This window comes from Xanthobacter pollutisoli (assembly GCF_040044995.1).
In the GTDB taxonomy this organism is placed as follows: domain Bacteria; phylum Pseudomonadota; class Alphaproteobacteria; order Rhizobiales; family Xanthobacteraceae; genus Xanthobacter.
This window is the reverse complement of record NZ_JBDZDP010000002.1, coordinates 295,382-316,886: the sequence shown is the minus strand read 5'-3', so window position 1 is coordinate 316,886 and position 21,505 is coordinate 295,382. Positions and strand designations below refer to the sequence as shown.

Genomic DNA, 21,505 nt, shown 5'->3' with positions numbered 1-21,505 from the left:
GCGCGGCACGTCAATGATGAGGGACGCGCACGTCGCCCATCCAAGGAGAGACGACCATGTCTGATGCAGCCGAGATGACCTCGCCGCCCGGCAATTTCGCCGCGATGCCGCCGGTGAAGGGAGGCGTCACCGCCTACCTCACGGTGGAAGGCGCCGCGAAGGCCGCCGAATTCTACAAGGAGGCGCTCGGCGCCGAACTCGCCTTCGCCATCCCGCCGGACGAGAGCGGGCGCACCATGCATCTCCACCTCTACATCAACGGCTCGTCGGTGATGCTGGCCGATCCCTACCCGGAATATTGCGCCGGCCCGATGGAGAAGCTCGGCGGCTTCAACCTCACGCTCCATGTGGCCGACACCGACGGCGCGTTCGCCCGGGCCGTGGCGGCGGGCGCAACAGCGATGATGGCGCCGGAGGACATGTTCTGGGGCGCGCGCTATGCGCAGGTCCGCGATCCCTTCGGCGTGGTCTGGGCCTTCAACCAGCAGCGCTGACGCGCTCCTCGTCGAGCTGCTCCTTGCGCAGCTCGTCTGTGTCGGTCTGGGCGGACAAAGGCGAAAGCCCCTCCCCCGCCTGGGCGCGGGCGAGCGCCTCGGCCGCGTCGTCGGCCTCGCGCTGGCGGTTCCAGAGGGCGGCGTAGAGGCCGCCCTTCGCCAGCAGCTCCGCATGGCAGCCGCGCTCCGCGACGCGCCCCTCCGCCAAGACCAGGATCTCGTCGGCACTCACCACGGTCGAGAGCCGGTGCGCGATGACGAGCGTTGTGCGGCCTTCCGAGACGCGATCGAGCGCGTCCTGGATGTCCTTCTCCGTGTGGCTGTCCAGCGCGGAGGTGGCCTCGTCCAGCACCAGGATGGGCGGCCCCTTGAGCAGCGTGCGAGCGATGGCCACGCGCTGCTTCTCGCCGCCGGAAAGCTTCAGGCCGCGCTCGCCCACTTCCGTCTTGTAGCCCTTGGGGGTCGAGCGGATGAAGCCGTCGATCTGGGCGAGGCGCGCCGCCTCCTCCACCTCCGCGTCGCTGGCGTCCACCCGCCCATAGCGGATGTTGTAGGCCACGGTATCGTTGAACAGCACCGTATCCTGCGGGACCATGCCGATGGCGGCGCGCAGGCTCTCCTGCCGCACCTCCCGGATGTCCTGGCCATCGATGGTGATGCGGCCCGACGACACGTCGTAGAAGCGGAACAGCAGCCGCGACAAGGTGGACTTGCCGGCGCCCGACGGCCCCACGATGGCCACCGTGCGCCCAGCCGGGACCTCGAAGGTGATGCCTTTCAGGATTTCCCGGTCGGGATCGTAGGCGAAGCGCACGTCCTCGAACCGCACCGTTCCACCGGACACCACGAGCTCCGGCGCGCCGGGACGGTCGGTGATCTCCGGTGCGACGGAGAGCACGGCGAACATGGCTTCGATGTCGACGATCCCCTGCTTGATCTCGCGATAGATGAAGCCCAGGAAATTCAGCGGGATGTAGAACTGGATCATCATGGCATTGACCATGACGAAGGAGCCTACGGTCTGACGTCCGGCGCGGATGTCCAGCACGCACATCACCATCACCACGGCGAGGCCGATGGAGAAGATGAAGGCCTGCCCGGCGTTGAGCCACGCGAGAGAGGTGTAGGTGTTGACCGTCGCCTTCTCGTAGCGCGCCATGGAGCGGTCGTAGCGCGCGGTCTCCCAGCGTTCGGCCCCGAAATACTTCACCGTTTCGTAGTTGAGCAGGCTGTCGATGGCCTTGGTGTTGGCGTCGGTGTCGCTCTCGTTCATCTCCTTGCGGATGGCAAGGCGCCACTCGCTGGCGACATAAGTGAAGACGGAATAGAGCACCACCGTCAGCGCCACCACGGCGGCGTAGCGCCAGTCGAAGGCGAAGAAGAGGACGCCCAGCACCATCACCAGCTCGACGATGGTGGGGGCGAGCTGCAGCGCCAGCATGCGCACGATGGTCTCGATACCCGAGCGCGCCCGCTCCAGCACCCGCGTGAGGCCGCCGGTCTTGCGCTCCAGATGGAAGCGCAGGGACAAGGCGTGCATGTGCTCGAACGTCTCGAGCGCGAGCTTGCGCACGGCGTTGAGCGCCACCTTGGCGAAGAGGCCGTCGCGCAGCTGCGTCACGGCGGCCATCACGATGCGCCCGACGCCATAAGCGAGCGTCAGCGCCACCGGCGCGCCGATGACCAGCGCCCAGAAGGACGCGTCCGGATTTGCCACCTTGCCCTGCGCCACTTCGGCCGTGAGAGCGTCGGTCGCCCATTTGAACAGGAAGGGCACCGCCAGGGTCGCCCCCTTCGCCGCGAACAGCAGAAGGAAGGTGATGACGACACGCGCCCTCAGGTCCGTTCGTCCCGCCGGCCACAGATAGGGCCACAGGCCGCGGATGGTCGAGAAGATGGCGTCGGAGGAGACAACGGGGCGTCCGAGACCGGCGGCTTTGGGGACGTTGGACATGATGGGCTAGGCTTCCTCGGGCGCGGGCGGGGCGCAGCAACCCGACGGCCCCTTCAGCGCCGCGAACAGCGCTTCAATTTCAGTCTCGAGACGGGCGAGCGCATCACGATCGATGCAGTAACTGGAGCGCTGGCCCTCGGCCCGGCTGCGGATGAGGCCGGCATCCAGGAGAACCTTCAGATGTTGCGAGACGGTCGACTGCGCAAGAGGGAGCGCCCGGACGATCTCGCCGCAGACGCAGCGGTCCTGCCCGGCCAAGGTCGCAAGCATGGCGAGCCGCGCAGGGTGGGCGAGCGCCCGAAGCCGCGCCGCGAGGGCGGCCCGACCGGCCCCTTCGGGATCGGGCTGGGGGTCCGGGAGGGTGGAGGCGATGTTCATCGTTCATCGGCGATAGACGATATAGTTCGCTCGCGCAAGTCGGCCCTCCGGCACTTGCGATCCCGGCCGACACGCCGCAGCGTCATGTCGGCGTCGCGGCGCCCGGCTATGGCCGGCACCGACCCAAAGTGCCGCAAGTTTGGTAAAGTGAGCCCATGGCTAGAATCGAGAGTGTCTGCGTCTATTGCGGGTCCGCCTCCGGAGGCGAGGCCGTGTTTGCCGAGGAGTCGCGCCGCTTCGGACGGATATTGGCCGCCGAGGGTGTCCGCCTCGTCTATGGCGGCGGCGGCATCGGGCTGATGGGGGAGGTCGCCGGCGCGGTGGCGCTGGCCGGCGGCGCCGTGACCGGCATCATTCCCCGCTTCCTGATGACCCGCGAGCGCGCCTTCGCCCATAAAGCGGAAATTGTGGTGGTGGAGGACATGCACGAGCGCAAGCGCCTCATGTTCGACCGCGCCGACGCCTTCGTCGCCCTGCCGGGCGGGGTGGGCACGCTGGAAGAACTGGTGGAGCAACTGACCTGGGCGCAGCTTGGGCGGCACCGCAAGCCGGTGCTCCTCGCCAACATCGCCGGCTTCTGGGACCCTTTCGTCGCCCTGATCGATCACATGCGCGAGACCGGGTTCATCCGCACCGATACACCGGTGGAGATGCTGACGGCAGACCGGGTGGAAGACATCCTCCCGCGCCTGCGCGCCGCCGCGGCCAAGGTGGGCGAGCGCGCGCTGCATGCTGCGGACGGCGCCATCGCCGACCGCATGTAAGGGCGTCTAGCCCCCTCAGCTGTGCGGCTGATCCAGCGCTGCGATGGCCACCATGACCACGGAGCCGATCAGCATGATCGTGACGACGGTCTGCATGCCTCCGACCTTTGCTGCAATGCAACAAGATCGGCAGGGTAATCCCGTCGCAATCATGCTCCAATGCACCCAGAGCGGAGCATGGCTGCGCGAAACGCACGCCAGAGGTAGACGAAGAGCGGATGGCGACCCCGGCAGGGCTCGAACCTGCGACCTAGTGCTTAGAAGGCACTTGCTCTATCCAGCTGAGCTACGGGGCCGGCTGGTCGCCTTTTACGGCGTGCCGGCGCCCTACGGAAGGGCAAAGGCGCCCGCCTCCGGCCGGCGGCTCAGTGTGTCCACTGCCCCGCGCGGGTGAAGGCGAAATTGTCCGAATAGGCGATCCGCCGGCGCGTCGCCTCGTGCGGCTCGAAGACCTGGAAGGGGATGCCCCGCTTCTGCGCGTAGGCCACCGCCTCTTCCTTGGTCTCGAAGGTCAGGCGGATCTGGCTGCGCATGTCGGCCGAGGAGGTGTAGCCCATGAGCGGCTCCACCATGCGGGCATGCTCGGGCTCATATTCCAGCACCCAGTGCTTGGTCTTCGCGACGCCCGACTGCATGGCATTGCGCGACGGCTTGAAGATGCGTGCGACCATGGTGCTGAACCCGTGGATGCTGACCGAACCGAGGACCGCGCGACACCGCGCGAGCCCTTCCGTCTATAGTTAAGCCCCGGCGCACTGACAACCGAGCATCGCGCCGGCGGGTCGTCTCAGCGCATGATGAGGCAGTTGGCCGCCGCCTGAGCGGATTCGGCCGCGGTGAGATGGCTGACCTTGCCCGAGAGGACCAGGGTGCGCGTCTGCTCGGTCACCACGGCACGCCCGTCGGCGCCTGGCACCAGATGGGGCGCGCTCGCCACATAGATGGAGCGCGCCTCGGTGGGGAGCTTGGCCGCGCAGCGGTCGGCCGCAGCCTTGTCCGCCCATGCGGGGGAGGTGGCCAGAGCAGCGGCCATCGCGGCCGCAAGTCCCGCCACCAGCGTTGGTCGCATCCCGTTCCGCGGCTTCGCCGTCTTCGGCATTCCCATTCTTCATCCCCGCATTGCCTCGCCCTCGGCGTGGCGAAATCCAGCCGTCTTGTTGAGGAGATGCGGGGAGATTGCAAGCGCGGCCATGACGCCACTCAGCAGCGGACACGCCTGCCCCGGTGTGGGATCGAAAGCGCGGTCAGGTCGGCCGCGGCGCGGCTGAAAATTCGGCGAAAAGACTTGTGAGAATGGTCGGAGCAGCAGGATTTGAACCTGCGACCCTCTGCTCCCAAAGCAGATGCGCTACCAGGCTGCGCTATGCTCCGATGGCGCCTCCGCCAGCATCGTTCCTACTACAGTCTCGCGCAGGGTGGCGCAAGGTTTGCCTCCTTCCCGGCGGCCTGCGCCAGCGCGTCCGCTTGATTTCGCAACCGCCCCGGCGAATAGCTGGCGCGTGATCCTTTGTGCCGGTTTTTCAATTTTAAGGGATATTGCGACATGGCTTCGGACGCCGAGCTGGCAGAGTGGCTCAGCTCCATGCTCAAGGCGGTGGGCACCACCCAGGCCCACACCATGGTGCAGCACTACATCCTGCGCGACATCGTCACACAGCTCGCCGGGCGCGAAGAGCGGCCGGATGCGTTCATCGCCGCCATGTTCGAACGCGTCAGCGGGCTCGTCGACCAGTGCGAGCTCGCCGGCAAGCCGGACATCGAAGCGGAAATGCGCTGGTACAGCGAGACGTTCTTCACCTCCATCGGCAAGACGCTCGATCCGGGCTGAACGCGGCCCGGGCGAGAGTTGCCCGCCCCGTCGGGGGGTGCGGGGCGGGCAAGGCTGGCCTACTTGTGGACCAGCGGGGTCGGCGCAGCCGGCGGACTCCACAGCGGCACGATGATGCGTGCCCAGCCGCGCGTATCCTTGCCGCCGTAGTTCTGCTCGTAGACGTCGGTGGTGAGATAGGCCTGCACGATCACAGGCCCGAAGTCGTAGCCCACGAGGCCGCCGACTGCGAACTGGCTCTGCTTCTGGTAGAAGGGCACGGGATTGTTGAGGTCGGTGGAGTAATAGCCGACGGGACCGATCTCGAACTTGCCGATCTTCTTGGTGGCGGTGAGGTCCACGTTGAGAAAGTTCGGGTTGATGGTGTTGGTCGCGCCGTCCGCCTGGATGCCCCAGATGGCGTTGGCGGTAAGGTTCCAGCCGTCGGCCATGTAGCTCAGGGCGAAGCGCTGGTTGAACGAGGTGGAATCGAACGCCACCCCGGTATCCACCCCGAGATAGAAGCCGGCCATGTAGCTGAAGCCAAAGCCATTGCCGAGATTCCAGGCGAGCTGGGCGGCAAAGAAGGGGTTGTAGAAACCCGAGGTGTAATTGCCGTTTTCGACCCCCACCTCCACCACCGGCACCGCCGTGAGCAGTTGCAGCCGGCCACCCAGCAGGAAGACCGGGGTGGCCCAGGCCAGAACCGGGATATCGACGCCGACGCAGGTCGAATCGGGTGAGGTGTTGCGGCAGCCCCAATCCGCCGTGTTCACGAAGTAGACGCCTTCCGGCAGGGGAGCGCCCGCGGCAAGGCCTACGGTTTCGCCGGGCTGGGTGACCGAGCCGGCGAACGCCGGTGCCATGGCCGGCACGAGGGCAGCAGTCGACAATGCGGCGACGGCCGCCATTCTTGCGAATGTCGTCATTTTATTCCTCCGAAAGGCGTGAGCCCTGGTTTGCCGGGTTCCCACCGGCAGGCTCTTCGCTGGCGCTTCCTCAGGCGCGTTCGCGCCGCACTCTTTTCGGCCAAGGAGGTTCAAGCCTCCTTTGGCGTCTTCGACGTGCGCCCATGGGGGCGCGAGACGTAGAGCTCTCCGAACAGGTTCGGAAAGCAGAGGCTCCATCTGGGGAATGCTGCGGCAGCGTGTCACGACCTTGGCGGCGGGGGCTGTGTCACCCCAGGCCGCCCGAGACCTTCGAGGATGACCGGATATCCCTGGATCCGGGCCCTTGAAGCCGAAGCACCAATGAGGCTAGCTCAATTGTTGGGCATGGGCCACGGGTCTATCGCGGCTCGCTGCCGCCTGAGTGCGCAAAAGCCCGGCGCTGTTGCACGGATGTGACACATTCCACGCCTGCTCTTGCGTCAAAAGGGGCTGCAGCCTTTCGATATGGTGGACATCGGCGGAATCTGGACAGAAGGTGATGGCGCCGCTTCGGATTCGATCCCGGCCCTCGCCCTGCCCCGTGAGCAAGACAATGCTGGATATCCACTACCGGGAATACAAGATCCTCCTGCGGCCTCAGCAATTCTATTCGCCCAAGCGATTCGAGGATTACTGGAACGAGGTGAAAAGCGTCGCCAAGAAGCATGGCGTCGGCGTCGAGACGAACAAGGACGCGTTCCACCGGCAGGTGCGCGAGGTGTTGTTCTACGACACGCCGGATTTCGACCTCTACCGTAACTCCTTCATCCTGCGCAAACGCACTTTCTACGATGACGGTTGGCCGCGGCCCGAGCACGAACTGGCGCTCAAGTTCCGCAGCCCCGACCGTGAGCGCGCCACCGCGATGGAGATGGCGCCGCGCATCACCGGGGCCGTGCAGGTCAAGTTCAAGGAAGAGCTGCTGCCGCTGAAGGATCAGGTGGGTGGCATCCGCTCGCTCTACTCCCACAATTGCATCATCACCTCGCTGGGCGTGGTGCTGAACCCGGTGCTCAAGAACATCACCTCGGTGTTTCCCTCCATGGCCTGCGTCGATGCCGACGGCGACTCGCGGGTCGACCTCGTGAACGCCATGGCGGTGGAGGAGATTCAGGTGGATCCGGGTCATTTCGATTTCGGCCATGGCTATGAGGCGAAGGCCACCATCGCCATCTGGCGCAATCGCGCATCGGAGACGTCGCTGGTGGGCGAATTCGCCTTCCAGGCCAAGTTCGATCATTTCGATGCGGTGAGCCAGAAGGCGCTGCGCCTGTCGGAGGACTTCTTCCGGGACGTGCAGACGCTGGCGCCGGAATGGGTCCAGCTCGGCACCACCAAGACCGCCATGGTCTACGGCATCGGCACCAAGGAAGTCGCCCACGCCGAGTGAGGCCGGCGGCCCGATGGGGCCGCCGCCCAAGCCCCGTCAAACAGGCTGCTCCCGCGGCCAGGACCAGCCGGACCCCCCATGAGCGCGATCGAGCCGCCACCTGCCGCCTACGCCGGCCCCGCGGAGCGCGCGGCGCCGGTGCCGCTGCTGGAGATCTTCCTCACGTTTCTCGTCATCGGCGGCACCAGTTTCGGCGGCGGCGTCGTTGCCTATCTGCGCAACGCCCTCGTGGGCGCCAAAGGCTGGCTGGACGAGGAGGAGTTTCTCACCGCCCTCGAGATCTCCCAGGCGCTTCCCGGCCTCAACGCCACCAACATGAGCGTCATCGTGGGCGACCGCCTGCGCGGGCCGCCGGGCGCCATCGCCGGATTTCTGGGCATGACCCTGCCCGGCGGCCTCATGGTGTTCGCGCTCGGCATCTTCTATGCGTCCAACCACGGCAATCCGGCCATGCACAGCGTGCTTGCCGGCATCGGCGCAGCCGCGGTGGGACTCCTGACGGCGGTGACGCTGCAGATCGGCCACAAGCAGCTCAAGCATCTGCGGGATATCCTGCTCATCGTCATCACCGTGGTGATGGTGAGCTTCCTGCACGTCTCGCTCATTCTGGTGCTGGTGATCGTCCTGCCGCTCGCCCTCTTCATCTATCGCCCGCGGCCGGGCGGGGCGGGCGAGCCATGAATAACCCACACACCGACCTCAGCCTCCTCGGCGTCTTCTCGCTTCTGTCGCTGCTCGCCATCGGCGGCGGAACGGCGGTGCTGCCGGAGATGAAGGCGCTCACCGTGGGTGCGCACCACTGGCTCACCGACAGCCAGTTCCGCGACATCTACAGCCTCGGGCAGGTGGCGCCTGGCCCGAACATGCTGATGGTGATCGTCATCGGCTATCACGTGGCAGGCACGCCGGGGGCGCTCATCGCCTTCTGCGGCTTCTTCCTGCCCGCCTCCACCCTCGCCCTTGGCGCCTCGCGACTGTGGAATCATTTCGACGGCTCGCCCTGGCGTGGCGCCTTGCAGAGCGCCCTCGCCCCCATCGTGGTGGGACTGATGGCATCGGGAACCATCGCCGTGGCGCGCACCGCAATCACCGGCACCGAGACGACGGTGATCGCGGTGGCGGTGTTCGCCCTCGTCTACTTCGGACCGAGGATCAACCCGGCGCTCATCATCCTCGCGGGCGGCGCCGTGGGCTATTTCACGCTGCAATAGCGGAAGACGCGCCTATTTCGCTAGGAAGCTATTTGGCCGGGAACATGGGGTGGGCGACCTTGTCGCCTGCCTTGATGCCGAGCTTGCGCGCCGTGCCGCCGGCAATCTCCAGCACCGCGCGCACCGGCTCGCCGGAGGAGATGGTCTCGGTGGACAGGGGGGTGGTCATGGCGGCGACCCGGGCGATGCTGCCATCGGCGCGGATGAACAGCATGTCGAGGGGGATGAGGGTGTTCTTCATCCACATGTAGACCGGCTGGTCCACCTTGAAGTCGAACAGCATGCCCGCCTGCTCGCCCAGCGATTTGCGGTACATCAGGCCGGTGGAGCGCTGCTCTTCCGTGCGCGCCACCTCGACCTCGAAGGCGACGACGCCCTTGGCGGTGGCGATCTCCAGCGGTTCCCGCTGCGCCGCCTCGGTCGTCTGGGCCGCCGCCGCGGGCGGATGCCCGCTGGGCGCGAGCGGCGAAAGGGCGAGGACAGCGCCGAGGGCGGCGGCAGCCGCGCTCCGCTTCAGCACGAGGATCATGATCAGTTGTTCCCGCTGGGACCGGAATCGGCCTTCACTTCCGCCGCCATGAGGCCCTTGGAGCCGTCGCCGTAGCGCACGAGCACGGTCTGGCCCGGGCGCAGCTCCGTGAGGCCGTGGCGGCGCAGCGTCTCCATATGGACGAAGATGTCGGGCGTGCCGTCGCCCTGGGTGAGGAAGCCGAAGCCCCTCAGCCGGTTGAACCATTTCACCGTCGCCCGCTCGAACCCGCTGCGCGGCTCCACCACGGCGCGGGTGCGCGGCGGAGCGGCCGCGGCCGCATGGACGGCGGTGGTGAGATCGAGGGAGATTACGCGAAAGGCCTGCCGCCCCTTGGCGCGCTGCACCGCCTCGCACACCACCCGGGCGCCTTCCATGGCGGTCTGGAATCCGTCGCGGCGCAGGCATGTCACATGGACCAGCACGTCGGGCCCGCCGTCATCCGGAACGATGAAGCCATAGCCCTTCGAGGCGTCGAACCATTTGATGGAGCCGGTGACTTCGACGAGCCCCGCGGGCTCCTCGTTCGCGTCATCCGTCGAGCCGGCGGTCCCTGGCCCCAGCCCCAGTGCGTCAGACCCCATGACCACCCCGACCTTACGCGCGGCGGCGCACCCGTTACCGCGGAGCGGGCAGGATAGCAACTCGATGGCGCGGCGCACACCCTTGTTCGCAGGCAATCCTCACGCGTCGCTGGCGAAGGGTGCGAGGACGTCGCCGATCTCCGAACGCACCACCAGATCGGCCATGTCGTCAAACTCGGTGGGCTCGCGGTTGAGGATGACCAGCCGCGCCCCGCGCTGGCGCGCCTTCAGCGGGAAGCCGGCGGCGGGGAAGACCACCAGCGAGGAGCCGATGACGATGAAGAGGTCGCAGGCACTCGTGAGCGCATCGGCTCGCGCCATCTCGCGCTCGGGCATGGCCTGGCCGAAGGAGATGGTGGCCGCCTTCACCGGTCCGCCGCACGCGGCGCAGTCCGGCGCGATGCCGCCCGCCGCGTCGAAGCGTTCCTTCACCCAGGCGAGCTCGTAGCGCGCGCCGCAATCGAGGCAGGTGGCGTAGGTGCCGTTGCCGTGCAGCTCAACCAGCGCAGTGTCGGGCACGCCCGATGCCTGGTGCAGGCCGTCGATGTTCTGGGTGATGACGCCGGCGAGGCGGCCGCGCGCCAGCAAGCGCGACAGGGCCATGTGGCCGCGACCGGGACGGGCGGAGGCGAAGGCCTCCTCCATCGCGAACTTGCGCCGCCACGCCTCGTTGCGCGCCGCCTTGTGGGCCACGAACACGTCGAACGGGATGGGCTTGTTCTGGGTCCAAAGCCCGCCGGGGGAGCGGAAATCCGGGATGCCGCATTCGGTGGAGATGCCCGCCCCGGTGAAGGCCACGGCGCGCGCAGCCCCGTCGAGAAGTGCGGTGAGGCGCTGCTGCGCCCCCTTGAGATCGCTATCGAAGATCATACTTGAGCAGCGCCGGCTTGCCGGCTCCTCCACTTGCCCACAGGGTGGCGCGTCCGGCGCGGGATGCAATCCCTTCCGCCGCGCCCCCTCCCACGGACGAGAATGCCCATGCGTTTCCTGCACACCATGGTCCGCGTGACCGACATCGACCAGTCGCTGGACTTCTATTGCAACAAGCTGGGGCTGAAGGAGGTGCGCCGCAAGGAGGTGCCGCAGGGCCGCTATACCCTCGTCTTCCTCGCGCCTCCCGGGCAGGAGAACGTGGCCGAGATCGAGCTCACCTACAATTGGGACAAGGAGCCCTATGGCGAGGGCCGCAATTTCGGCCATCTCGCCTTCGAGGTTGAGGACATCTATAGCTTGTGCGAGCGGCTGATGGCCTCCGGCGTCACCATCAACCGGCCGCCGCGCGACGGCTACATGGCCTTCGTCCGCTCCCCGGACAACGTCTCCGTGGAGCTGCTGCAGAAGGGCGGGCCCAAGCCTCCGGCGGAACCCTGGGCCTCCATGCCGAACACCGGCAAGTGGTGAGCCCAGCGGGGCGGGCGATCTCAGCGTCCGTCCCGCCCGCGGGGTCGGCGCCGCAGCCCGCCGCGGCTGAACGTCCGCTTCCGCCGCACTCCCCTCCGGCCGTCCTCCCGTCCCACCGCACCCCTTCTCGCCGCCCGGCTGGAGTGCAGGCTCTGGATATCTCGGGCACGGCCGCTTGCAGCGGCGCCGCCCGCCCCCTATAAGGACGCCCTCTCCGGCGGCTCAAAACCCCGGATCGGCCGCGCGCCCTTCGTCTATCGGTTAGGACGCCACCCTTTCACGGTGGAGAGAGGGGTTCGACTCCCCTAGGGCGCGCCAGCTCCGCAAGACCAGGCCGCAAATCCCGGGACCGATCGAGGGGGCGGGTCGATGCCTCTGTTCGGATATTCGCGGCATCGGGCCGACATCTCTAAGCACAGATCCCGCCTCCTGCGACACTGCAGCGTAGCCGCAGCAATTTCCGCAAGTTGCGAGCGCCGCTGCGTCGTCGTTCGCCGCGTCGCCCAAGTTTTACCTTAAGCCAGTACCTACCGCCGAGGCTTTAAAATCCGTCAATCGCGAACTATTTCCGCGTGATTTCACTGCCGCCCTACCGCAGTTTCACTACGCCTTACGTAGCGACTGGCGGGACCAAATCTGCTGGGGTAAAATGACGCCAAGGCTGTTTCGCGAGCCCGCGATGGCGGTGAGGACACGATCGCAGACATGACGCCGACTGCGAGGCCAAGACTTTTCGGCCTGATTGCGATGGCTCCGGGGATCACAAGAAACGATCAGAACTACCCGGGAGGAAATCATGACGCCAAGAGCACATATCTTGACCGCATCATGCGTCTTCTTCGTTGCGGCGATCCATGGCGGACATGCGATCGCGCAGGATTCATCGGCGATCCGGCACAAGTATCCTTCACCTTACATGAACGCCAAGGATACGCCGCTGGTGGAGATTGCGAAGGGCGCCAAGGTCAGCGAGGGCACGGCCGCCTACTGGAACCTGCCGCCGGATTCCCCGCGGCGCACCTCCTACGACTCCGATATTGTCGTCAAGGTCGCGGACGGCATCTGGACGATGGGAACGGCCAGCCTCGTCAACTGCCATGCCGTACAAGGTCCCGATGGCCTGATCATCTACGATACAGGCGACAATATCGAGGACGGTGCGCGCTTCTACCGCCTCCTTCGCACCGCGACCCAGGCCCCGATCCGCGCGATCGTCTATTCCCATGAGCATTATGTCAACGGCGCCAAGGCCTTCGTCGAAGAAGAAGCCAAGCGCGGCAATACCGACATCAAGATCATCGGCCACCCCGGCACCAACAAGTCCGTCGCCCGCACCGGCGGCCTGTCGGCAGCTCATCCTGAGGTCTCGAGCGTTCTCTATGCGCGCTCGATCGAGCAGTTCAATTTCTATCTTCCGGAGGAGGGCCCTGACAGCGGCTTCAAGAATACGGTCTTGCCCGGCGCTGGTGGATTTGTGCCTGTCAACACGCCCGTCGAGGATGGGCAGAAGATGAAGCTCGCGGGCCTCGATGTGGTCTTTTACACGGAGGGTGTCGGAACGGACACCCTCAACCAGACCCTCGTCTGGTTTCCCGACCGTAAGATCGCCATGAACAATGTGGTGTGGGGGTGGTTCCCCAACATCTACAGCGCGCGCGGGGGGCGCTACCGCGATCCTAGTGGCTGGATGGCGGCCATCGAGGTGGTGAAGAAGCTCAAGCCGGAAATTCTGCTGAGCACGCACAGCACCTCCATAACCGGCAGCCAAGCCATCGAGCAGCGACTTCAGGACTATCACGACGGGCTCGCCTTCGTGCTGGACCAGTCCCTCAAGGGTATCCTTCAGGGCAAGGGGCCGGATGAGTTGCGCTATTCCGTCCAGCTGCCGGAGCGCCTGAAGAACGCTCCGATCCTGGTGCAGAACTACGGCGAACTCTCCATCATGCCACCGCGCATTTTCACTGCGGTGTTCGGCCAGTTTGATCGCGACTCGGCGCACCTCATCAAGCTGCACCCGACCGAGGAAGCCGAGAGGATGGTCTTGGCCATGGGCGGCCCGGAGGCGACGTTTGCCAAGGCGTCCAAGGCGTTCGACGATGGCGACTATCTCTGGGCGGCCCAGCTTTCCGATTACCTCGTGAAGGCGGACGGCAATCCGAAGTACCGCCAGTTGGCCGCCAACAGCCTGCGCCAGATGGGCTATCGGGCCGTCGCGACCAACACGCGCTCCTGGATGCTGTCGGAAGCGCTGGCGCTGGAAGGCAAGACCGCCATCATCACCGCTGTCCCTGCTGTTCCGGCCGCCGTGGACGGCTTTCTGGCCGACTATGTGGACTACTATCGGGTCCGCGTCAGCGCTGAACGCTCAGCCAACACGGATAAGCTCATGGGGCTCCAGTTCGGCGACAATCGATCCTTCGGCCTGCATGTGCGCCGCAGCCTGGTGGACTTCGTGCCGGACCTCTCCAAAGCCGGGCGGACGCCGGACGTCACTGTCGAAATGACGCCAGCCACATGGACGCTGGTCTTCAACAACCAGGCCGATCCTGCGGCCCTCATCGACAAGGGCGACATCAAGGTCACCCGGGGCAGTGGGGGCGACGCGAAAGCGCTCTTTGGAATGTTCGACCCGATCTATGACTGGCAGAACGATCCGGCGCTGGTCGCACTCGCCAAGAAACTGGAAGCGGGCGGCGGAGTGTCTGCCGATTGATGGTGCCGGCCGACCGCCGGCCGGTTCACGCGCTCGCCACAAGAGCAGGGCCTGCCGTCGACCATCCCCGAAGGGCCGAAGCCGTCTACCCGCTTCGGCCCCGTCCCGCTGTTGCCATCACGCGCCGGCGGAATAGCGTACGCCCGTCAGCGCCTGCGACACCTCCCACAGGCGCGCGGCGACGGCTTCGTCGGAGGCTTGGGGCGGTACCTTCGCCAAAGTGGGATGGCCGCGGGTTTCGCTGAGCCGGTCGGGGCCGTAATAGGCGCCGGCCTTGGCGAGGGGCGATGTCGCGGCAAAGAGGCTGGGCAACGCACCCTGCGCCGCGGGCTGAAACAGGAACCAGAGGGCGGAGCGCGCGATGCCGATGGCGCTTCGGCGCCCGGGCGCGTTGTGGAGAAGGTCGGTTCGCGCCACGCCGGGATGGGCGGCCATGCTCTCGAAGCCCCACCCCTCGGCCGCGCTGCGCCGTTGCAGTTCGAATGCGAAGATCAGGCAGGCGAGCTTCGATTGGTTGTAGGCGGGCATGGGCTTGTAGCTCTGCCGGGCATTGAGGTCGTCGAAGTCGATGGCGCCGCTGCGCGCGGCGATGCTGGAGAGTGTCACCACCCGCGCCGCGCTACCTTTGCGCAGAAGGGGAAGCAGCTGGCCGGTCAGCGCGAAATGCCCCAGGTAGTTGGTGCCGAGCTGGAGTTCGAATCCGTCCGCCGTTTCCGATCGCTGCGGCGGCACCATGACGCCGGCATTGTTCACGAGCAGGTCGAGGCGCTCGAGCCCTCCGCGCAGGCGCTCCGCCAGGTCCGCGATGGAGGCGAGGCTGGCGAGATCCACAGTCTCGAACCGGATGGCGGCCGAGGGGATCTCGGCGCGGATGCGCCCGACCGCCGCCGCGCCCTTCTCCGCGCTCCGCCCCGCGACGATCACCTCTCCACCGGCGCGCGCAAGCGCACGCGCGGTCTCAAACCCGAGACCCCCGGTGCCGGTGACGAGGGCCGTGCGGCCGTGCTGGGAAGGAATGTCGGATGCGGTCCACTTGGCCATGAGTTCGCCTTTTCGTAATTTCGCACTTGGTGTAGAATATTATTACACTGAGTGCGATTTTCAAGCGGCGCGTGGATGACCAGGAACGGGAATGGCGGAAGGCCAGGCGAGGGCGTTCGCGAGCGCAAGCGGCGCGAGACGCTGGCGCGCATCAGCGACGCGGCGATCCGCCTCTTCATCGCCAAGGGCTACGAGGCGACCACGCTCGACGAGATCGCCGCGGCGGCGGGCATCTCGCGCCGCACGTTCTTCTATTATTTCAAGTCGAAGGATGAGATCCTGCTGTCCCTGCAAAGTGGCATGGGGGACACGATCGCCGACGCGCTGCGCGCCGGCACGCCCGACCTGCGCCCCATCGACGCCGTGCACGAGGCGGTGATCACGGCCTGCGCCCCCTATGCCGCCGCCGACATGATCGCCCTCGATCGGCTCATGCGCTCCAGCGAAGCCGTCCAGGCGCGCAAGCAGGCGAGCTATATCCAGCACGAACGCACGTTGTTCGCGGCGCTCCGAGAACGTTGGCCGCAGCCGGAGCGGGAGACCGCCCTCAGGCTCGTCGCCATGATGTCCATCGGCGCCATCCGCCTCTCGCTGGAGACGCTGAGCCGGGAGGAGGGCCGGCGCTCCCTCGCCGACCTCTTGAACGAGGCCTTCACCGCCCTGAAGGCGGAGATCTGAAGCCCCTTCCCGGCCGCGCGGCGCCCCTCACGCCTCGCAGACGAAGCGCACCGTACGGATCCGCCGCTCCTTGAGGTTGGCCACCTGGTTGCGCGCCATGGCGGAAAAGTCGCCGCCGAGGAAGGCCTCGAAGGTCACGGGCGGAGGCGCCGCCTGCATGCGCGCCGCCATGGCCTCGAACCATTGCTGGCTCGTCTCGGTGGAATCCTCCACCTGAACCAGCGTGAAGCCGGCATCCTTCAGCAGCGCGACCATCTCGTCGGGCGTCGCGAGATGGCTGATGGACGGCTCGCGTGCCCAGGGCACCGGGAAGTGCACCTCACCGCCCTCCCCCTGGAGCACGTCGTAGATGCCGAAGCGGCCGCCCGGCTTCAGCACCCGCTTCGCCTCCGCATACATGCGGTCCTTGGCGGCAATGTTCATGGCCACGTGAATGGTCATGGCGGCATCGAACGCGGCGGCGTCGAACGGCAGGCGTGTGGCATCCCCCTGGCGGAAGTCCACGCGGTTCGAAAGGCCGACCCAGGCGCTGAGGGTGGTGGCGGCCTCGCAGAAGGCCGGCGTCAGGTCGATGCCGGTGACGTGACAGCCGAAGGTCTCGGCCAGCGTCCGCGCCGGCCCGCCGAGCCCGCTGCCCATGTCGAGCACGTGCGAGGCGGCGCTGAGCTTCAGCTCCTGCGCAAGCTCAAGCGTCGCCTTTCGACCGCGGATGTGGAACTCGTCGACCGTTGCGAGGTCGCCGGTGGTGAGCCGGTCCATGTCCTTGCCGGCCTTGCGCAGACCCTCGGCCAGCTTTTGGGCCAGGGAGTCTCCGCCATAATGGTCTGCCACCGCATCCATCGCCGCGTCCCCTTCCCTTCGTTGAATGCCTCAGCGCGCGCCGTCAGATCGCACCCGGCGCCGAAGCTGGCGTGTCGGGCGCGCGCTGGCGGAGAAGATCCTGCATGCGCCGGGCGCGCGCGATAGTGATCCGGCAGCGGTCGATCAGTTCGCAGCAAACGGCGTGGAACGGCTCCTTTTCATTGAGCTCAAGATAGAGCTTGGCCTGATCCACATAGGAATTGTTGTTGCGGATGGTGAGGGTGAGATACATCGCCTCTTCCGCCACGTCCTCGTCGAAGAGGCGCAGCGTGCTCATGTCGAACGTGCCAAGGCCGGCGCCGTAAAACCTGCACGTCTCAAGATAGACGGCGATGCGCCAGGGCACCTCGGTCTCGTGGGCGGCCACGCGCTCCTGCATCACCGAGTAATGACGCACCACGTTGGCCGCCTCGGTCCGAAGATGGCGGCGCGCGCGCTGGAATTCGCGCCGCTCCACGATCCAGTCATTGATGCGGGTGATGAGAAAGCCGATGACCGCGCCGACGACGCAGGTGATCACCGGAATCAAGATGCCATTCACCCTGCCCGCTCCCCCGGCATTGCCCACTACCTCACGATAGCACGGGCCGGCGCCCGCGGTGCGGGAGCGGGGGGACGTCTCAGACCTTCACCTTGAACGGGGTGAAATCGGTGCCCACGTCGAAAACGTCTACCCCTTCACGTCGCTTCATGAAGCCGACGATCTTGTAGGTGACGGGCGTCAGCAGCGCCTCCCAGCCCACTTTCAGCAGGTAGTTGGAAATCATCACGGAAATGACGAGGTGCGTTTCCCAGGTGCCGAGAAAGGCGAGCGGATAGAAGATGAGGCTGTCCACCGCCTGGCCCACCACCGTGGAGCCGATGGTGCGCGTCCAAAGCAGATGCCCGCGGGTGAGCACCTTCATCCAGGCCAGCACATAGGCGTTGGCGAACTCACCGCACCAGAAGGCGAGGATGGAGGCCGCGAAGATGCGGGGCGTCTGGCCGAACACGCTGGCGATGGCCTCCTGCCCCTGCCATCCCGGCGCCGGCGGAATGGCGACGATGACCGCCGTCATGCCGGCCGCATAGATGGAGGCGGCAAATCCCACCCACACCACACGCCGCGCGCGGGCATAGCCATAGACCTCGGTCAGAACGTCCCCCAGCACATAGGACAAAGGGAAGAACAGGACCGCCGAGCCGAACACGAACGGCCCGATCCATGGCAGTTCCACCACCGACACCTTCGCTGCCCCCACGAGATTGGAGCAGATGAGGATGACGGCGAAGGCCACCATGCAATAATCGTAATAGCGCAGGCGCCGGCCCTCGAGGGCGCCGGCTTCGACCGGAGTGACGCCGGAGCGCTGGGCGACGCCTTCGCCGGCGATGGTGAGCGTGTCGGGGAGTTTCACGGGGCAGCCTCGATGCTGCGCTGCATTTAACCGCAAACCGGAACCAAAGCCCAGCTTCAGCGCGAGAATCGCCCCACCAACTCCACGTGGGGCGAATAGCGGAACTGGTCCACGGGCGCGACCCGCTCGAGCCGAAATCCGCCTGCCACCAGAATGCGCGCATCGCGGGCGAACGTCGCGACATTGCACGAGACATAGGTGATCCGGCCGAGGCGTGCGGCGGCAAGCTCCCGCGCCTGCGCTTCCGCCCCCTGGCGGGGCGGATCGATCACCACCGCGTCGAGGCCGGCGAGCTCCGCCGCCATCAGGGGCCGGCGGAAGAGGTCGCGCGCTTCGCCGGTCACCCCCCGCAGGCCGGAGGTGGCCCGCGCCGCCTTCAAGAGCGCCGCCAGAGCGCCGGCGTGACTCTCGATCGCCACCACCTGCGCAGTATCCGCGAGGCGCAGAGCGAAGGTGCCGGCACCGGCGAACAGGTCCGCGACCTTGCGAGCCCCATCGGTGGATTCCCGCACTTCCTGCGCGAGCACCCGCTCGCCCTCGGCGGTCGCCTGGAGGAAGGCGGCGGGCGGCAGCTCGACGCGGGCCCGCCCCATCATCAGCGCCGGCGGCTCGCGCTGGATCACCAGTTCCCCGTGGCGGGTCAGACGCGCAAGGCGGAAGCGCTCGGACAAGACGCCAAGATCGGCGAGCAGCCCCGGTGGAAGCGGTCCCGAGCCGCGTACATCCATGTCGAGGCCGGTGTCGGTCGCGACCACCTGGAGATCCAGAGGCTTCTTCAGCGGCGCCAGCGCCTCCGCGACCGCGCGTGCGGCGGGCAGCGCGGCGTCGAGCGCCGGTGCCAATACCGGACAGACGTCGATGGCGACCATGGAATGGGACTTGCGCTCGGCAAAGCCGACAACGGTGCGGCTGCCATACTGGCGGGCGTGGAAAATGACCCGCCGCCGTCCATCCCCATGGGCGTCGATGGTGGGGAGGATTTCGGTCTCGATGCCCTCGCGGGTCAGCATCTCGGCGACGAGGCCGCGCTTCCACGCGAGATAGGGGGCGAAGTCCCAGTGCTGCAGGAGGCACCCGCCACAGCGGCCGAAATGCGGGCAGACCGGAGCGACCCGCTCGGGACTCGCCGCGAGGATGGTCTCCACCTGCAAGCGGTCCTTGTCCGCATGGCCGCGCACCCGTTCACCGGGCAGGGTCAGGGGCGCGAACAGCGGCCCGTCCGCGCCGCGGGCGATGCCGTCGCCCTGGGCACCCATGCGCTCGATCACCAGCTCCATTTCAGAGGCGCTCACGGGCGGACCGCCCCAAGCAGGAACTCGCGATTCCCGTCGCCCCCTGCGATAGGCGACGGGATGCGCCCGAGCAGCCGCCAGCCGAGGTCGCGCACCTCCTGCTCCACCCGCGCGCAGACCGCCTCATGCACCGCCGCGTCCTTCACCACGCCCTTGCGCACCAGCGCGCGGCCGGCCTCGAACTGCGGCTTCACCAGCGCCACCAGACGTGCCTGCGGCGCGGCGAAAGCGAGCGCGGCCGGCAGCACCAGCGCGAGGGAAATGAAGCTCACGTCCACCACCACGAGGTCCACCGGTTCGCCGATTTCGTCGGGTGCGAGCGCGCGGATGTCCTTGCCTTCCAACAGGTGCACCCGCGGATCGGCGCCAAGGCGGGGATGGAACTGGCCGTGCCCCACGTCCACGGCGTGCACGCGGCGCGCCCCGCGGCGCAGCAGCACCTCGGTGAAGCCGCCGGTCGATGAACCGACGTCCAGCGCAAGCGCGCCCGCAGGATCTATGGCGAAGCTTTCGAGCGCAGCCGTAAGCTTGAGCGCGCCTCGGGACACGAAATCGTGAATGTCCTCCGCCGCGATATCAGCGGCGGCGTCCACTTCCGTCGAAGCCTTTGAAACAACGGCGCCAGCAACCCGCACCAGGCCCGCTGCCACCGCCGCCTGGGCGCGCGCACGGCTGTCGAACAGCCCGCGCTCCACCAGCAGCCGGTCCAGCCGCACGCGGCGCGCCGGTCCAGCGTGCGGGGCATCGGGCGGATGCGGATGAGCTTTCAACATTTTTTGCCGTGCGGCTCCCTGCCCGGTGTCGCGGGCGGCCGGGGGCCGTGATATGCGAAGGGCGCGGGGGAAGCAAACAGCAGACAATTGCGGGTGTATCGGATACGGCGGCGCGTGCCGTCGCAGTCCGGTTCCGTGAAGGTGTGGCTCGGGGCAAGGATTCGGAACACATGGGCGCAGGGCTTCTTCGGCGGTTCGCGATCGTCCCGGTCGCGGCCATGCTCGCCGGCGCGGCCATGCTGGCTCCATCCGCCCACGCCGCACCCAAGTCGGAATCCGGGAGGGCCGCGGCCCGCGCCAAGGAGGCCGAGGCGAAGGCCGACCCGCGGGTGTGGATGATCGCCAAGGCCGAGGACACCTACGTGCTGCGCTTCGGCATGCCGCGGGTGGCAGATCCGCTCTTCGCCATGGCCTGCCAGCCGGGCGGCCAGCTTATCCAGTTCACGGTGGAGGTCGCCGCCGGCAAGGTGAGAGCGGGCGATGGCGTCGCGCTGTCGCTGGCCGCCGGCAAGCGGCGGCTGGAGCTCGCGGCCTCCGCCTTCCGCGGCGCGAACGATTCCCGCGTGGTGGTGGAGGCGGCCGTCGCCCTCGATGCGCGGGTGCTCGACCTTCTGGCCGAAGGCGACACCCTCGTGGTGCGGCTTCCGGGCGCGACGGAGAGCTATCCGCTCGCCGGTGCCAGGGCCAAGCTGCCGGATTTCCGGCGGGTCTGCCTGAGCGGCGTCGCGCCCGCGCCGGACCGGCGCTGAGCGCCCGGTTTCCGGACCGGCGCCAGCCCCTTCCCCTTTGCGGTCGAGACAGTATGATCCGCGCCCGCAAAGGGAGAATCCTGACATGCTCCGTTCCGCTTTCGCAGTCGCCGGCCTCCTCGCGCTCACGGCGCCGGCCCTCGCGCAGCAGAAGATGATCTGGCACCTGCAGGACAGCGACGACACCGCGGCCATCGTCTTCGGCGTGCCGGACAGCGACGAGGCGGCGATCTTCTTCCTCTGCAAGAAGGACGGCGCGGCCCTCACCGTCCAGTCCATGATCGGCTCCAAGGACCTGACGCGCGGAGCCGAGACGGCGCTGGTGCTTTCCGCCGGCAGCATCAAGAAGAGCCTGCCCGGCAAGGCCGTCGCCATGGAGGAAGGCGACGCGGTGGACGTGGAAGCCCCGGCCCAGATGGCCGACCTCAAGGCCTTCGCCAAGGCCAGCGGCAACCTCACCATCGAAGTGAAGGGCGCCAAGCGCGCGATCCCCCTCGCCGGCATGGGCGCTGTAGTCACCAAGTTCGAGGCGGCCTGCAAGCCCAAGAGCTGAGATCGAG

General features: G+C 67.2%; 25 protein-coding genes and 3 tRNA genes. 12 read left to right on the top strand and 16 right to left on the bottom strand.

Annotated elements, in window-relative coordinates; all coding sequences use genetic code 11:
- The first annotated feature begins 56 nt into the window (after positions 1–56).
- The gene (locus ABLE93_RS06890) at positions 57–494 is read left to right on the top strand and encodes a VOC family protein (protein WP_348838906.1); all 438 of its coding nucleotides are present in this window, start codon (positions 57–59) and stop codon (positions 492–494) included.
- Here ABLE93_RS06890 and ABLE93_RS06885 read toward each other — a convergent pair.
- Both ABLE93_RS06885 and ABLE93_RS06880 read right to left on the bottom strand, forming a co-directional pair.
- Complete coding sequence (locus ABLE93_RS06885; protein WP_348838904.1) at positions 478–2,448, bottom strand: ABCB family ABC transporter ATP-binding protein/permease; 1,971 nt, start codon at positions 2,446–2,448, stop codon at positions 478–480. The genes ABLE93_RS06890 and ABLE93_RS06885 overlap by 17 nt on opposite strands.
- A 6-nt stretch (positions 2,449–2,454) precedes the next feature.
- Positions 2,455–2,826 (bottom strand): ArsR/SmtB family transcription factor, encoded by a 372-nt coding sequence (locus ABLE93_RS06880; protein ID WP_348838903.1) that lies wholly within the window; start codon positions 2,824–2,826, stop codon positions 2,455–2,457.
- Between the two features lie 155 nt (positions 2,827–2,981).
- On the opposite strand from ABLE93_RS06880, the gene ABLE93_RS06875 reads away from it, so the two are divergent.
- Positions 2,982–3,590, top strand: coding sequence for an LOG family protein (locus ABLE93_RS06875; RefSeq protein ID WP_348838901.1), 609 nt, complete (start codon positions 2,982–2,984; stop codon positions 3,588–3,590).
- A 219-nt stretch (positions 3,591–3,809) separates the two neighbouring features.
- Here the strand turns inward: ABLE93_RS06875 and ABLE93_RS06870 are convergent.
- The 4 genes from ABLE93_RS06870 to ABLE93_RS06855 all read right to left on the bottom strand — a co-directional run bounded on the left by ABLE93_RS06870 (position 3,810) and on the right by ABLE93_RS06855 (position 4,961).
- A tRNA-Arg gene (locus ABLE93_RS06870) sits at positions 3,810–3,886 on the bottom strand.
- 69 nt (positions 3,887–3,955) lie between these two features.
- Positions 3,956–4,261, bottom strand: coding sequence for an ETC complex I subunit (locus tag ABLE93_RS06865; RefSeq protein ID WP_348838899.1), 306 nt, complete (start codon positions 4,259–4,261; stop codon positions 3,956–3,958).
- 116 nt (positions 4,262–4,377) lie between these two features.
- Positions 4,378–4,659: a hypothetical protein gene (locus ABLE93_RS06860; RefSeq protein ID WP_348838897.1), complete on the bottom strand. Its 282-nt coding sequence runs from the start codon at positions 4,657–4,659 to the stop codon at positions 4,378–4,380.
- Between the two features lie 225 nt (positions 4,660–4,884).
- A tRNA-Pro gene (locus ABLE93_RS06855) sits at positions 4,885–4,961 on the bottom strand.
- A 172-nt stretch (positions 4,962–5,133) separates the two neighbouring features.
- Here ABLE93_RS06855 and ABLE93_RS06850 point away from each other — a divergent pair.
- Positions 5,134–5,418 (top strand): hypothetical protein, encoded by a 285-nt coding sequence (locus ABLE93_RS06850; RefSeq protein WP_348838895.1) that lies wholly within the window; start codon positions 5,134–5,136, stop codon positions 5,416–5,418.
- A gap of 59 nt (positions 5,419–5,477) precedes the next feature.
- Here the strand turns inward: ABLE93_RS06850 and ABLE93_RS06845 are convergent, their stop codons facing one another.
- Positions 5,478–6,326: a transporter gene (locus ABLE93_RS06845; protein WP_348838893.1), complete on the bottom strand. Its 849-nt coding sequence runs from the start codon at positions 6,324–6,326 to the stop codon at positions 5,478–5,480.
- Between the two features lie 553 nt (positions 6,327–6,879).
- Here ABLE93_RS06845 and ABLE93_RS06840 point away from each other — a divergent pair.
- The 3 genes from ABLE93_RS06840 to ABLE93_RS06830 all read left to right on the top strand — a co-directional run bounded on the left by ABLE93_RS06840 (position 6,880) and on the right by ABLE93_RS06830 (position 8,927).
- A complete protein-coding gene (locus tag ABLE93_RS06840; protein ID WP_348838891.1) occupies positions 6,880–7,716 on the top strand; it encodes a hypothetical protein in 837 nt (278 codons plus the stop codon).
- Positions 7,717–7,794: 78 nt separating this feature from the next.
- Entirely contained in the window at positions 7,795–8,397 is a 603-nt protein-coding gene (locus tag ABLE93_RS06835) for a chromate transporter (protein WP_348838889.1), read from the top strand.
- The gene (locus ABLE93_RS06830) at positions 8,394–8,927 is read left to right on the top strand and encodes a chromate transporter (protein WP_348838887.1); all 534 of its coding nucleotides are present in this window, start codon (positions 8,394–8,396) and stop codon (positions 8,925–8,927) included. The genes ABLE93_RS06835 and ABLE93_RS06830 overlap by 4 nt, the downstream gene beginning before the upstream one ends.
- Positions 8,928–8,955: 28 nt before the next feature.
- On the opposite strand, the gene ABLE93_RS06825 is transcribed toward ABLE93_RS06830, so the two are convergent.
- The 3 genes from ABLE93_RS06825 to ABLE93_RS06815 form a co-directional block, all read right to left on the bottom strand.
- The gene (locus tag ABLE93_RS06825; RefSeq protein ID WP_348838886.1) at positions 8,956–9,456 is read right to left on the bottom strand and encodes a DUF192 domain-containing protein; all 501 of its coding nucleotides are present in this window, start codon (positions 9,454–9,456) and stop codon (positions 8,956–8,958) included.
- Positions 9,457–9,458: 2 nt separating this feature from the next.
- Positions 9,459–10,040, bottom strand: coding sequence for a cold-shock protein (locus ABLE93_RS06820; protein ID WP_348838884.1), 582 nt, complete (start codon positions 10,038–10,040; stop codon positions 9,459–9,461).
- Positions 10,041–10,139: 99 nt separating this feature from the next.
- A complete protein-coding gene (locus ABLE93_RS06815; RefSeq protein WP_348838882.1) occupies positions 10,140–10,910 on the bottom strand; it encodes an SIR2 family NAD-dependent protein deacylase in 771 nt (256 codons plus the stop codon).
- A 108-nt stretch (positions 10,911–11,018) separates the two neighbouring features.
- Here ABLE93_RS06815 and ABLE93_RS06810 point away from each other — a divergent pair, with 108 nt between their 5' ends.
- The 3 genes from ABLE93_RS06810 (at position 11,019) to ABLE93_RS06800 (ending at position 14,154) form a co-directional block, all read left to right on the top strand.
- Entirely contained in the window at positions 11,019–11,441 is a 423-nt protein-coding gene (locus tag ABLE93_RS06810) for a VOC family protein (protein WP_348838880.1), read from the top strand.
- A gap of 243 nt (positions 11,442–11,684) precedes the next feature.
- Positions 11,685–11,759 (top strand) — tRNA-Glu (locus tag ABLE93_RS06805).
- A 478-nt stretch (positions 11,760–12,237) separates the two neighbouring features.
- Positions 12,238–14,154, top strand: a complete 1,917-nt coding sequence (locus ABLE93_RS06800; RefSeq protein WP_348838878.1) for an alkyl sulfatase dimerization domain-containing protein — start codon at positions 12,238–12,240, stop codon at positions 14,152–14,154.
- Positions 14,155–14,271: 117 nt separating this feature from the next.
- Here the strand turns inward: ABLE93_RS06800 and ABLE93_RS06795 are convergent, their stop codons facing one another.
- Entirely contained in the window at positions 14,272–15,195 is a 924-nt protein-coding gene (locus tag ABLE93_RS06795) for an SDR family oxidoreductase (protein ID WP_348838876.1), read from the bottom strand.
- Between the two features lie 75 nt (positions 15,196–15,270).
- On the opposite strand from ABLE93_RS06795, the gene ABLE93_RS06790 reads away from it, so the two are divergent.
- Positions 15,271–15,873 (top strand): TetR/AcrR family transcriptional regulator, encoded by a 603-nt coding sequence (locus ABLE93_RS06790; protein WP_348838873.1) that lies wholly within the window; start codon positions 15,271–15,273, stop codon positions 15,871–15,873.
- Between the two features lie 27 nt (positions 15,874–15,900).
- Here ABLE93_RS06790 and ABLE93_RS06785 read toward each other — a convergent pair whose 3' ends face one another.
- From ABLE93_RS06785 to ABLE93_RS06765, 5 genes are all read right to left on the bottom strand, one after another.
- Positions 15,901–16,713 carry an SAM-dependent methyltransferase gene (locus ABLE93_RS06785; protein WP_348838870.1) on the bottom strand — a complete coding sequence of 271 codons (813 nt, stop codon included), beginning with the start codon at positions 16,711–16,713 and terminating at the stop codon, positions 15,901–15,903.
- Positions 16,714–16,756: 43 nt separating this feature from the next.
- Complete coding sequence (locus ABLE93_RS06780; protein WP_348838869.1) at positions 16,757–17,275, bottom strand: hypothetical protein; 519 nt, start codon at positions 17,273–17,275, stop codon at positions 16,757–16,759.
- 79 nt (positions 17,276–17,354) lie between these two features.
- Positions 17,355–18,131, bottom strand: coding sequence for a queuosine precursor transporter (locus ABLE93_RS06775; protein WP_348838867.1), 777 nt, complete (start codon positions 18,129–18,131; stop codon positions 17,355–17,357).
- A gap of 56 nt (positions 18,132–18,187) precedes the next feature.
- Positions 18,188–19,408: a class I SAM-dependent RNA methyltransferase gene (locus tag ABLE93_RS06770; RefSeq protein WP_348839342.1), complete on the bottom strand. Its 1,221-nt coding sequence runs from the start codon at positions 19,406–19,408 to the stop codon at positions 18,188–18,190.
- Positions 19,409–19,419: 11 nt separating this feature from the next.
- Complete coding sequence (locus ABLE93_RS06765; protein ID WP_348838864.1) at positions 19,420–20,196, bottom strand: TlyA family RNA methyltransferase; 777 nt, start codon at positions 20,194–20,196, stop codon at positions 19,420–19,422.
- 170 nt (positions 20,197–20,366) lie between these two features.
- On the opposite strand from ABLE93_RS06765, the gene ABLE93_RS06760 reads away from it, so the two are divergent.
- Both ABLE93_RS06760 and ABLE93_RS06755 read left to right on the top strand, forming a co-directional pair.
- Complete coding sequence (locus ABLE93_RS06760; RefSeq protein ID WP_348838861.1) at positions 20,367–20,945, top strand: hypothetical protein; 579 nt, start codon at positions 20,367–20,369, stop codon at positions 20,943–20,945.
- 85 nt (positions 20,946–21,030) lie between these two features.
- Complete coding sequence (locus tag ABLE93_RS06755; protein ID WP_348838858.1) at positions 21,031–21,498, top strand: hypothetical protein; 468 nt, start codon at positions 21,031–21,033, stop codon at positions 21,496–21,498.
- Positions 21,499–21,505: the final 7 nt, after the last annotated feature.